This is a genomic window from Phormidium sp. CCY1219, from assembly GCF_055795085.1.
The window spans coordinates 37,364-49,499 of record NZ_JAYFEQ010000658.1; the positions used below are offsets into that span (position 1 = coordinate 37,364).

Genomic DNA, 12,136 nt, shown 5'->3' on the forward strand with positions numbered 1-12,136 from the left:
GGTTTAATTGTAAGCGAGGTTTCCGTTGGTGCCGATCTGCTTTTCTTCATCTAGAGGGTGGGCTTTTGGTGGTTCAATCGGCAAGGGTAAGGTGACGATAAAGGTCGTTCCTTTTCCTACTTCACTGTGGACGGAAATGGTGCCGCCGTGTAACTCTACCGATTTTTTCACAATGGCCAATCCCAGTCCGGTTCCCTCAATTTTTGTGGCATTGGTGGCGCGATAAAAGGTCTCGAAAAGCCGTTTTTGGTCGTCTTTGGGAATGCCGATTCCCGCGTCTTGAATGTGGAACGTGACTTGGCGATCGCGGCAATTTAGCGCCAAGCGAACCGGCTTGCCTTCGGGAGAATACTTGAGAGCATTGGAGAGCAAATTCACGAGAATGTGCCGCAGGAGTTTTCGATCCATCCACCCCGAGTGGCAGGTGCCGTTAAAAGTGAAATCAAAGGGGTGGCGATCGCGATCGCTCTGTTGCAGTTCTTCCACCAATTCCTCGCAGTATGCTTTGACATCAAGTCGTTGGGGCTGGAATTGAAGTTTGCCGGTTTCTGCTTTGCCAATAATCAGTACATCATCGAGCAAATCGGTCATTCGCTTCACCGCCATTTGAATCCGATCGAAGTGCTTGAGCTTTTTTTCTGCAGAGAAGCGATCGCTGTAATGCTGTAGTAATTCCGTGGAAGATTGAATGGTAGTCAGGGGCGTGCGAAACTCGTGGGAGGTCATGGAAATAAACTGCGATCGCAGTTGCGCTAGTTGCTTTTCTTGGGCTAAAGAATCGCGCAGTTTGCTTTCGAGTTGCTTGAGGTGGGTAATGTCAATTCCTACGGAAACCGCTGCCTTTCCATTGTCGTATTTTTGCGCCACAAGCAAGTAATTGCGCGTCTGACCTTGATAGTGGCTTTCAATTTCGCGGGAGGCTTGCCAATCGCTATCGGCAAAAAACCGCTGCATAAATTCGCCCAATTCCGGCGTACTTTTGAGAAAGCCAAGGGGTTGACCGATAAAGTCTTCTGGGGTTAAATTAAACTGAGCGGCTAAAAATTTGTTGGCTCCCATATAATGCAAGTCGGAACTAATCCAGGCGACGCTTCCGGGGACGGCATCTAATACCGCTTGCAGTCGATCTTTGGCTTGTTGCAGTCCCTGTTGGGCGGAGTGGCGATCGCTGATATCGCGGGCGATGCAAATTAGTTCGTCGTCTTCTAGTGCGGTGAGGGAGACTTCTTGATAGAATTCCGTGCCATCGCGACGAATTCCCTTGGCGATTCCCCGCCAGGGTTGACTCTCGCTGATAAAAGGCAGCAAGGTATCTTGAAATGCGCTGAATTGTGCGTTATGATATAGGTTTTGCCAGCTCATGCCCAGCAGGTCGCTGGGGCGATCGTAGCCGTAGAGTTTGGCATAAGCCGGATTGAGATAGATATATTCGCGATCGCTGTTGAGCAGGGCAATGCCGTCGATAGAGGATTCGATCGCCGCTAAGTGCTTTTCCAAAGAGCGTTTGGCCAGAGTGTGCTGCACCACTTCTACCACAAAGCGATCGTTGCATTCTTTTAACGCCGCCGTGCGTTCTTCTACCTCGGTTTGCAAGGATTGATTGGCCTGCATTAGTTGGCGGGAGTGGGCAGAATCCCGCTCTGGTGTCACAAAAGATAGAATAGAGCGGAGTTCCCCTCCCGGATCTACCACGGATGACAGCAAACATTCGCATTTTATACTTCTGCCAGAAGGCGTCAAATAGCGGGCTTCGATCCGGGTGTGGCGCGCTCTCCCCTGCCGCAAATCGGCGATCGCTTCCTCCATTGAGTCCGCCCCTGTAGGATAGACCAAAATCCCGTCTCTGAGATGCTTGCCCACTACTTGCGAGGCACGCCACCCCAAGAGGGTTTCGGCTTGGGCGGACCACCGACACACCCGCAACTCGCGATCCCACTCGATCGCCGCCACCGGACAACGATCGAAGAAAATGTCGAGTTTTCCATCTGCCGATTGCCCCGCCGTTTCCGGTGCTCGAATCGGGGAAATCTCTCGCCCCACCCACTGCATAGTAGGCTTACCTTTGTAGCTACAAAAGCAGCCGCGCAATTCCACCTGCACCGTCTTGCCATCCACCCGGAAGCACTGGGTGAGGGTGGGATTTTGTACGTCCGAGGTCGGATCGAGGGTAGGAAGTCCCAACTTGTGTGCGGGTTGACCGATTAATTCTTCCGGTGTAGCGGCACCGAATAATCGCACCCCCGCTCGGTTAATATAAGAAACTCGCGCTTCGCACACCAAGGCGATCGCCTCTGGAATCATCTCCCCTAATTGGTGGTAGCGCTGTTCCCATTCTCCTATTATGCTCTGCTGTACCTGCTGTTTTTTTTGGCGCATTTTTTTTCTTCCCTAGCCCATGAGATGCCCTTACAACTGCCACGATCGCCTCGCGAAAGTCGTCTAATCCTCCCGAACTCCCCCAGTGGGGAATCAGGCCCCGAAGCGATCGCCGCAATTATGGCGCGATCGCTACCCCGGATGCGAACTTCGGCTCGGTTGCCACAATGTCTATCCCCATACCCCCTTTTCTGAGCGCATCCAGCCTCGATTTGACCCCATTCGTAGAATTGGCGACATAACCTCATTCGGAGACGAGACATTGCAACCTTCTCGGGTAACAGGCGATTTATGTTTAATCGATTCCAATTTAGATTAACCCACTCTCCATATTTTGCAGTGATCTGTGTCATAGAAGATGCTGCTTTCCAGTCACAATCCCAAGAAATCCTCGCCTTGCATCCCGCTTTTGCTGCACCGGACTACTCACTCCCATTTTATTGTTTTTTGTTACTGCACAATTCCCCGGGAAAATTCGTTGATTTTACCCACATCCCTCGGCGCTCCAGTCGGTAATTCTACGTATCCCGCTCCCCAGTTTCGAGCTGTTTTGTCGGCTTATAATTTCCGAAAATTTACCGATATTCCCTCAAATATCGCGCTTTTTATCATGTTTTTATGCCTGGATTTAAACTGCCTGAAACCATGCAGTGAGCGCCACAGCTAAAGCATCGGCTGCATCATCGGGCTTCGGTATTTTCTCTAAGTTAAACTCGCGAGCGACCGCTTCTTGGACGTCGTATTTTTCCGCATTGCCATAGCCGGTGAGTGCGAGTTTAACTTGGGCGGGGGTGTATTCCACCACGGGAACATTATGCTGGGCCAATACGAGCAGAATGACCCCCCGGGCCTGAGCCACTAAAATCGTGTTGCCCATGCGATAAAAGAAGAGTTTTTCTGCCGCAACCAGGTCGGGTTGAAACTGTTCTACCAGGGCTTGCATATCGTCGTAAATGGTGCGAAGGCGATCGCCCATCGGTTGCTTGGCGGGGGTTTGAATGATGCCAAAATCGAGAATCGAGACCTTATCCGCGCCAGTTCGACCTTGGCCCAATTCGCAGGCGATCGCGCCAAATCCGAGAGTAGCTAACCCGGGGTCGAGGCCCAGGATGCGTTTTTCCATGAGTGAATAAATCTGTGGGAAAACGGCTGAAGGAGGGTAGTGAATATTACATTGTAGAGTGATTGCTTGTTGGTTTCATCCCGGTCAAAGCCCTGAGCTTTAGCGCCGCTAGGGACGCTAAAGCGCAACGAAGAAATCTCAGAGCTTAGGCATTGTCTTCTTCCGGCATTTCCACGCCAAAGACGCTGCAGAAGACCTTTTGCACCTTATAACCCGAGTCAATCGATTCGAGGGGGTCTTTCCGCAGGCGGTGACGCAGACATAGCGTCACCACGCGGCGGATATCATCCACCGTCACCTCCGTGCGACCTTCCAAAGCTGCGATCGCCTTCGCCGCCCGGTTAGTGACGATATCGCCGCGCAAACCATCCACATCGAGTTCGGCGCAAACTTGGGAAATTTGCACCCGCAGATCGTAGTCCATCGTCACCGAAGGCAAGAGATTTTGCGCCTCGATCAGCTTTTGTTGCAAATCTTCTTGCTTTTGGGCGCGTTGTTCCAGGTAGACTTTGGGATTTTGGTCAAATGCCGAGCGTTCCTCGACGATTTTCACCCGCAAAGCAGGTTTTTTCACGGTACGGATTTCCGCGTGCATCCCGAAGCGATCGAGCAATTGGGGGCGCAGTTCCCCTTCCTCCGGGTTCCCGGATCCCACCAGGACGAATCGCGCGGGGTGGCGAATGGAAATCCCTTCTCGTTCCACGGTGTTCCAGCCAGAAGCTGCCGAGTCGAGTAGCACATCCACCAGGTGATCGTCAAGCAGGTTGACTTCATCCACATAGAGGATGCCGCGATTGGCTTTTGCCAGCAGTCCCGGTTCAAAGGCTTTTACACCTTCCGAGAGGGCTTTTTCGATATCGATGGTGCCGCAAACGCGATCCTCGGTGGCCCCCAGGGGCAGGTCGATCATCTGCACTTTGCGCCGCATCACCGGTAAGGATTCGTTATTGGCGACGCGATCGCGCACGCTGTCGCTCATCAATTCCGGATCCGACGGATCGCTGTTAAAGGGGTCATCAGCGACCACTTCGATTTCGGGAAGCAGATCGGCGAGTGCGCGAATCGTTGTAGATTTGCCAGTGCCGCGATCGCCCATAATCATCACCCCGCCAATCTTGGGATCGATTACATTGAGCAGCAGTGCCAGCTTCATCTCATCCTGACCGACAATTGCCGTGAAAGGAAAGACAGCACGCCGCGCCATCGCGGTAGGGGTTGGAATAGCTTGGGCAGTCGGACTCACTTGTTTACCTAAAATACTAATATATGAATGCTCCCCCACCTGCTGGAGCAAGGTGGAGGTGTCCCGGTAGGGCGGTGGGCTGTCAGGCCCGCTCCCCGTATCCCAGTCAGGTGGCATTCTCACCGCGCACTGGAAGCTTTTGCCCAGATGCGCCTCCAAATCGTTTCCGTCTGGAGCTAATTTGAGAAAATGAATTGTCCTTGGATTCTAACCTAGCGCCCTAGATTTACTAATTGGGCGATACCAGGATTTACAGGGCATCCAGCCTTGCCAAATGGGTCGTGTCTCCGGTTTGCTCGGAATCTGTGTCCGCCCTTTACCGTACCCATTGAGCTGGTACAAGTTTACCAGAGTTTGGCGATTTTTCCTCTACCAACTCCGGCGCTGAACTGCGTTGAGCATTTCTGCTTGGGGGAGGCAAAATCACCCCGTCTTGACTCCACCGTGCGATCGCGACGGATGGAGAGTGCGATCGCGTTTGTTCAAGGATAGCGTTTTTCATTGTCTCGCGATCTGTGGTTGTTTGTCGTTTGTCTACCCATGCAGCACGCGGCGATCGCGGCGAGGGGGACAATGCAGAGGGTTCAAAGAAAGCGATTTTCGGGTTTAAGTGTTAAAGCCCCAGGTGGGATCGGAGGCGAGCAATTCTGTAGCGGCATCTGGCGGTAACGGTTTGGCGAAGAAATACCCTTGACCGTATTCGCAACCGAGCGATCGCAGGCGTTCCATTTGGTCGGCGGTTTCCACCCCTTCGGCAATCACGTCCATTTTCAAGTTATGAGCCAAGGTAATAATCGTTTTCACAATGGCTTCATTTTCATCTCCCTCATTCATCCGACTGACGAAGGAGCGATCCACCTTTAGGGTATCGGTGGGAAATCGGTGCAAGTAACTCAACGAAGAATATCCCGTGCCGAAATCATCAATGCCGAGCTTCAGGTTTAACCCTTTGAGGGAGCAAAGCATTTCAATGGCCAACTCTACGTCATCCATCACCACGCTTTCGGTCATTTCCAGTTTGATGTAGCTCGGATCGATATTGGTTTCGCGAAGGATTTGTTGGACCACCTCAATGAGATTGGGTTGGGCGAACTGTTTCCCGGAGAGATTCACGCTCATCATTAAGGGTGTAGAGCGATCGAACTGTTCGGACCACTGGCGAGTCTGCCAACAAGCTATCCACAAGACTAACTCGCCGAGGGAGATAATCAAGCCAGTTTCTTCTGCAATCGGGATAAACTCTCCCGGAGAGACCATTCCCCGTTCCGGGTGCAGCCAACGAACCAAAGCTTCAAACCCGGCTATTTTTCCGGTTTTCAAGCAGATTAAGGGTTGGTAATAGAGGACGAATTCAGAGTCGAGGGATGGGGCAGTGGGGAGCGATCGCCCATTCGCACCGTTAGCCTGTTTTCCCGCAGTGCCCGAAAAACAGTGTTGGATTTGTGCCTGGGGTTGCCCCGCTTTGCCATTGGGGGTTTCTTGTGCCGCACAGACCCCACAGCCATCTGCTCGCCGACCCCCAGCCGGATCGGTGAATGCAGAACCGTCAGGACTTTTCACCCATTGGGAGAGGGCGCGTCTCAGGTCAGTTTCTAGCTTAAAGCGGGTCACTGCATTTTGTTGCATTTTGCTTTCAAAGACCTCGGGACGTAATTTGCCCAGGGCCTTGGCGCGATACATAGCGGTATGGGCTTCGCGCAGTAAATCGCGTTTTTCTTCTCCCTGACTGAGGGCCATTCCCATACTGGCAGTGGTAAAGACTTCTTGACCTTGGAGGTGAAAGGGTAAAGTCAGTTGGCGGCAGAGGTTTTCGCCGATGTGAATGCCTTCTTGTTCGCTGTCGAGGTTTTCGAGGAGGATGGCAAATTCGTCTCCGCCGACGCGGGCGATTTCCACGGTGGAAAAGTGACCGCAGCGCTGCTGAAGGGCTAGGGTTTTGCGAATGCGCTCCGCGATCGCGATCAGCAAGCGATCGCCTAAGTCATGTCCGAGTCCATTGTTGATATTTTTGAAGCGATCGAGATCTAAAAACAGGACGGCGATTAAGGTAGAAAGGGTGGAACGCGGATTCAGTGCGCAGATCTCCACCGAAAGCTGGTTTTCTAAGTCCCCTGCCGAGTGTGGAACCGGGCGTTCCTGCGGGGGCTGAGATTTTTGGGTTTTGATTTGCACTCTGGCATGGGATCGCTCCAGTTGCTTCATAAATAAGGAGCGGTTGGGCAAACCGGTGAGGCGATCGTGAAAGGCATAATACAGTAACTTGGAAACCACCACTGTGCTCAGGGTGCTGGCAAATGCCACGGCGGGGGCAATGACGGGGAGCCAACCGGCTCCATGAAATACGCCAAAACTAATCCCGTAAATGCCTACCAAACCGAGCATAACGGCGACTCCCAATTCCAGGGGATGCTCCATGCGCCACGAGATAATTCCGCCGGCAAAAGACCAGCTCACCACCCAGAGGATTTCCACCCACTCGGGCCAATACCAAAACAAGGGCTGTCCATCCAAGGCGCTGCTTAACAGTTGGCTGAGCATCTGAGCGTGAATGATTACCCCTGGCATTTGCAGGTTTTCGCGCTCGGTTTTCACGCCATAGGGGGTGAAAAATAAGTCTTTTTGGCTGGGGGCAGTGGTGCCAATGAGGACGATTTTATCTTTGACGAGATTGGGGTCAATTTCGCCGTTTAAAACTTCGGTGAGGGTAATTTCCGGGGCGATCGCGCCGGGAGAGCGATAATTGAGCAGGATTTGGTAGCCGTTGGCGTCAATGGTTTGATAGCCGCCAGAGTTGGACTGTAACGGCTTTAATCGGACTTTGCCGAAATTGATGTGCAACGGGTTGGCGGGGCTATTTTCCAAGGAAATGTCTTGCTGTTGCATGTAGCGCAGCGCCACGCGCAAGGCAAAGGAATAGGATAAACCGTTGGTCTGGCTGGAGGCAAAGAGTAAGTTGCGCCGCACCACGCCATCGGGATCGTTGACGATATCGTTAAATCCAATAGCATCCGGGGATAGCATCGGCGGCGGGGGCACCCCGGCTTCTTGGGCGTCCGGGAGTTTGGTAATGCCGATGAGATTGGGGGTTTTTTCGAGCTGTGCGAGCAGTGCTTGATGACCGGGTTCGTGCGGGACATCGCGATAGAGGTCGAGTCCGATAACCGCCGGGTCGTATTGGGATAATTCCTGCAATACTGTGGCGATCGCGCGATCGGACAAGGGCCACTGGTTCTGGTTTTGAATGTCGGACTCGGTAATGGTGACGAGCAACAGGCGCTCATCCGGATCGCGATCGCCCAAGCGAGACCGCATCATCCAGTCAAAGTTGGCCAGTTCTAAGTATTGAAATCCACCCGCTACCCGCACGGCGATCGTGACCCCGGAAACGAGCAAGCAGGCAATGAAGACGGAGCCAAATGCCGGTTGTATCCGGTTGAGTCGGCTTTCGCCTATCTGTCGATGCACCACAGACCAAATCGAACTGATTTTTTGGCAAAGTTGAGAAATCACTGGGTTTGATTGGGGAGGAAGTGATTGCAAAGGTTAAAAGGAAGATTTTTGCATTTCGTGGGGTAATTTGGGATGGGAAAATGGTGGTATGGGGTGTAGGGGTCGCATCTAACGCCTCCAGAATGTTTGGGACCATCGAACATGCACCCTCGTCGTTCGTCTTGGACGCCGCTAGCGCAACTTTTCTCTGGCTCTGGCGCGTGACGGGCAAGAATCGGATCGGGTTTGTTGGGTCTTCTCTTCCTTGGTAGCACATCACCTGGGGAGGTTGGTTGTTCCGCCCGAGTGAAAGTCGGCTCTGTCTTTCGCCAGATGGCGAGTTTCTGAGTGTTCTCTAGTTGCTATTTTAGGCTTGCATGTTCATTCCCAAGGTAAAATTCCTTTGTTAGCTTCAAGGGGATTTTTCGATTATGGCGAATCAACTTCCTATCCCAGTGGTTGTGAATGGGGCAGGCGGTAAAATGGGTCGCGAAGTGGTCAAGGCGGTTGCCCAAGCTGAAGATATGATGCTTTTGGGAGCGGTCGATCGCAATCCGGAGTATATGGGCAAAGATGTGGGCGAAGTGGCAGGTTGCGGTCCGCTGGAAGTTCCCATTATTAATGACCTGCAGGGCACTCTGGGAATGGCGGTTCAGGAAAAACAACCGGGGGTGATGGTGGATTTTACTCACCCGAGTTCGGTTTATGAAAATACCCGCGCCGCGATCGCCTATGGGATTCGCCCGGTGGTGGGCACGACGGGGTTGAGTCCGCAACAAATTAATGAGCTGGCTGAGTTTTCTGAAAAGGCGAGCATCGGTTGTGTTATCGTTCCGAATTTCTCGATTGGGATGGTATTGCTGCAACAAGCGGCGATCTCGGCTTCTCAATATTTCGACCATGTGGAAATTATCGAGCGTCACCACAACCAAAAGGCTGATGCCCCTAGCGGTACCGCAATTCAAACGGCTCAAATGCTGGCGGAATTGGGGAAAACTTATAATGTCCCCGCCGTGAAGGAAACGGAAAAGCTCTCTGGGGCCAGGGGCACCCAGATCCACGAGGGCATCCGGATCCACAGCCTCCGCCTCCCGGGTTCGATCGCTCACCAAGAGGTGATTTTTGGCGCACCGGGCCAGGTCTATACCCTCCGTCACGATACCAGCGATCGCGCCTGCTACATGCCGGGAGTTCTCCTGGCTATTCGCAAGGTCCTCCAACTTAAAACTACGATCTATGGTCTGGAAAAACTCCTGTAACCCGACTCTCTAAACGAAGATTTTTCCGGGGTTGGATTCGCGTTTTGAGCGTTGGGTGAGTGGAGTCTCTCCATTCCCCGCCTCAAAACTTCTTTCTTCGCGCTGTTCGATCGTTCTATTTGTTTGCTCGAGAATTTCCCTTACCTATCGTTCGCTCATGCTAGTTCCGTTAACTCGCGAAACCTTTCATGCCCTGATTCCTGCCATCGCCACTGGCGCTCAATATCTCTATTTTTGGGGCAAGTTTAATGATTTTTTACAGCGACTGCTGATTTCTGTGGTCGGGATTTTAAGTTTGACGTTGTTGGTGAATCTGTTGCCAGATGAGTGGCGTCCTTTTCTGCTGCTCCTGGGAATCGCGATCGGTCTGTATTGGCTCTGGGGACCGGTCGCTTCCGCCGCTCGTCGCAATTACGAGTGCCGTCGCTACAAATACAGTGGCTTCTGGCAAGGAGAGGTCTTGGATGTTTTCGTCACGGAAGATGTGGTGGGCACGGAGGAAACGGTCAACCAGCGCGGAGAGCTGGTGATCGTGGAAAACCGCGAGCGGCGGCTGAATCTGGAGGTGGGTGATGAAACTGGGTTTAGTACCATCATTCGGGTTCCCCTGCGTCGCGAACATAAGGCGATCGCTCCGGGGGATATCGCTGAAATGCTCGTGATGTCTAACCGTGGGGACCTCGGTCGCATTGCTAAGGTCTCGGATATCTTTCTGCCCCGGATTAATTTTTGGGTCAGCGACTATCCCTACTTGCGACGCGATTTATTTGAAGAAGTCTCTCAAGAGGTCGGCTACCAGGCCGATCGGCGCTCTCCCAAACGTCGCGCTAAACGCCGTTAACTCGGAAGGGTGCAGGGATGAGGTGGGGTGGGCGTCCACCCGCCAGTTTTGACTGCTGTCAAATAATCCCCCTGCCTTCTTGTCCGTATGCCTGCCACGCTAAATCCACTAACCCGTTGGCTATGGCAACCGCAACTACCGCACTGCCTTTTCTCCCGTCTACTCGAATGTTCTGAATCATCGAGTCGTTGAGTCTCGCTTTTGCTGCATCTACTCCCACAAATCCGGAGGGGGTTCCGATCACGAGGGCGGGTCGGATTTCCTCGGATTCGATTAATTCCACGAGGGCGGTTAGGGCTGTCTGAGCCTGACCCACGACGAAAATTCCCTCGGGATAGCGCCTCGCAAGGGTCTCAATCCCCCATGCAGCACGGGTTTTCTCTTTTTGGGGCCGGGTCAGTGCTTCCATCGAACAGTAAACCGGATTGGCAAAGGTGGTTTGAATATGCGGCGTAATCCCAACCTGCACCATCGGTACGTCTACCACGATCGTACTCCGCGCCGCTAACGCCGCCGCACCCGCCTGCAGGGCTTGGTCAGAAAAGCGAATCAGGGACTTGTATTCAAAGTCGGCGGTGGCATAAATTGCCCTCCGGACAATCTCGTACTCTGCCGGCGAGAAGACGTGCTCGCCGATTTCGCTGTCAATAATTGCCAAACTCTGGGCATCGGTTGCGTGCCATTCCATGTTAAGCGTTTTACTATTAATCGTTTATTTTCAAGCACCATTGCCGGAATTTTTCTGTTTCTGGCATCCGTGCTATTGCTGTTTCCAGCAGGCAGCTTGCCTTTCTTCAGAATCATACCAGCCTACGCTCTCCCTCTATCTGCTGATTTAATCCCCCTTTCCCCCATTCGTCAATCCCCCTGGGATTTTTCTCTGAAGTTGGCAATTGCGAATTTGTTAGCTGATATTATTCGGCTTCGATGGCGGCGGCAAATTCGCGCAGGGTCTCGGCGTAGCGATCGCCGGCCACCCCCATCACATTATTATGCATGGCTCCTTGCACGGGAAAAAAGGTCTTGGGTTCGTTCGCCGCCGCAAACAGTTTCTCTCCATGCCAAAATGCAATCACCTCGTCTTCAGTTCCGTGAATCACTAGCACCGGTGCATCCACCTGCTTAATCTTTTGAATGTTATTAAACTTGTCCACGGGATAAATCGGTATTTGGGTGATAACTCGGAAAACTGAGGTAAAGGCACTTTCTAAAACTAAACCGGCGATCGGTTCTCGGGTTGCTAACTCGACCGCAGGCCCTCCACCCACAGACCGTCCGTAAATAATAATTCGCTCCGGTGATTTTCCTAGTTTCTGTGTCAGATAAGCATAGGCTGCATTAATATCTGCATAGGCATTGTTTTCCGAGGGCTTGCCTTCGGAGGTTCCATATCCTTGATAGTCATACGCAAACAAGGAAAAGCCCATCTGGCGAATTCGATTCAAGACCGGGCGGATGTCCCCCAAGTCTTCTGCATTTCCATGACTGTAAAGAATGGTATAAGTCGCCTGGGGATTGGGCAAATATATTGCCGAAATTAAGTTGCCTTTCCCAGACTTTAGTTTGAGAATATCGCCGCTGTCTTGATAGCTATCAGGTTGCGGTTTAAAAATCATCCAATCTGACAAAAAATACCCATAACTTCCAATTGCTGCATAGATAAAAAGCACCGAAATCATCAGCCGTTTTAAAGAAAATTCGCCAATTAAAAGACGTTTTATGATTTTCTTGTTCATCAGAAATTAGGGTTGGTAAGGGGGAGAACGGAAACCCTCGTCATTTATGCGTAGGGAGGAGTTCTCCCC

At 52.2% G+C, this 12,136-nt stretch carries 8 protein-coding genes; 2 read left to right on the forward strand and 6 right to left on the reverse strand.

Features of this window, described 5'->3' with window-relative positions; all coding sequences use genetic code 11:
* Window positions 1–3 precede the first annotated feature (3 nt).
* The 4 genes from AC0QH1_RS19155 to AC0QH1_RS19170 form a co-directional block, all read right to left on the reverse strand.
* Window positions 4–2,376 carry a sensor histidine kinase gene (locus AC0QH1_RS19155; protein WP_324632871.1) on the reverse strand — a complete coding sequence of 791 codons (2,373 nt, stop codon included), beginning with the start codon at window positions 2,374–2,376 and terminating at the stop codon, window positions 4–6.
* A 628-nt stretch (window positions 2,377–3,004) separates the two neighbouring features.
* A complete protein-coding gene (gene ruvC / locus AC0QH1_RS19160) occupies window positions 3,005–3,499 on the reverse strand; it encodes a crossover junction endodeoxyribonuclease RuvC (RefSeq protein ID WP_324632872.1) in 495 nt (164 codons plus the stop codon).
* 145 nt (window positions 3,500–3,644) lie between these two features.
* Window positions 3,645–4,742: a magnesium chelatase ATPase subunit I gene (gene bchI / locus AC0QH1_RS19165; protein WP_442957337.1), complete on the reverse strand. Its 1,098-nt coding sequence runs from the start codon at window positions 4,740–4,742 to the stop codon at window positions 3,645–3,647.
* Window positions 4,743–5,348: 606 nt separating this feature from the next.
* Window positions 5,349–8,252, reverse strand: a complete 2,904-nt coding sequence (locus tag AC0QH1_RS19170) for a CHASE2 domain-containing protein (protein ID WP_324632873.1) — start codon at window positions 8,250–8,252, stop codon at window positions 5,349–5,351.
* 410 nt (window positions 8,253–8,662) lie between these two features.
* Between AC0QH1_RS19170 and dapB the strand changes: the two genes are divergently transcribed.
* Entirely contained in the window at window positions 8,663–9,490 is an 828-nt protein-coding gene (gene dapB / locus AC0QH1_RS19175; protein WP_324632874.1) for a 4-hydroxy-tetrahydrodipicolinate reductase, read from the forward strand.
* Between the two features lie 157 nt (window positions 9,491–9,647).
* A complete protein-coding gene (locus AC0QH1_RS19180) occupies window positions 9,648–10,331 on the forward strand; it encodes a phosphate ABC transporter permease (RefSeq protein WP_324632875.1) in 684 nt (227 codons plus the stop codon).
* A 58-nt stretch (window positions 10,332–10,389) separates the two neighbouring features.
* Here AC0QH1_RS19180 and AC0QH1_RS19185 read toward each other — a convergent pair whose 3' ends face one another.
* Both AC0QH1_RS19185 and AC0QH1_RS19190 read right to left on the reverse strand, forming a co-directional pair.
* Window positions 10,390–11,019, reverse strand: a complete 630-nt coding sequence (locus tag AC0QH1_RS19185) for a precorrin-8X methylmutase (protein ID WP_324632876.1) — start codon at window positions 11,017–11,019, stop codon at window positions 10,390–10,392.
* 226 nt (window positions 11,020–11,245) lie between these two features.
* The gene (locus AC0QH1_RS19190; RefSeq protein WP_324632877.1) at window positions 11,246–12,067 is read right to left on the reverse strand and encodes an alpha/beta hydrolase; all 822 of its coding nucleotides are present in this window, start codon (window positions 12,065–12,067) and stop codon (window positions 11,246–11,248) included.
* Between the last annotated feature and the right edge of the window lie 69 nt (window positions 12,068–12,136).

Bases quoted from the DNA above. Each gene is read 5' to 3' on its own strand.
- AC0QH1_RS19185 (WP_324632876.1), bottom strand. From the start codon at position 11,019: ATGGAATGGCACGCAACCGATGCCCAGAGTTTGGCAATTATTGACAGC.
- ruvC (WP_324632872.1), bottom strand. From the start codon at position 3,499: ATGGAAAAACGCATCCTGGGCCTCGACCCCGGGTTAGCTACTCTCGGA.
- AC0QH1_RS19190 (WP_324632877.1), bottom strand. From the start codon at position 12,067: ATGAACAAGAAAATCATAAAACGTCTTTTAATTGGCGAATTTTCTTTA.
- AC0QH1_RS19155 (WP_324632871.1), bottom strand. From the start codon at position 2,376: ATGCGCCAAAAAAAACAGCAGGTACAGCAGAGCATAATAGGAGAATGG.
- AC0QH1_RS19180 (WP_324632875.1), top strand. From the start codon at position 9,648: ATGCTAGTTCCGTTAACTCGCGAAACCTTTCATGCCCTGATTCCTGCC.
- dapB (WP_324632874.1), top strand. From the start codon at position 8,663: ATGGCGAATCAACTTCCTATCCCAGTGGTTGTGAATGGGGCAGGCGGT.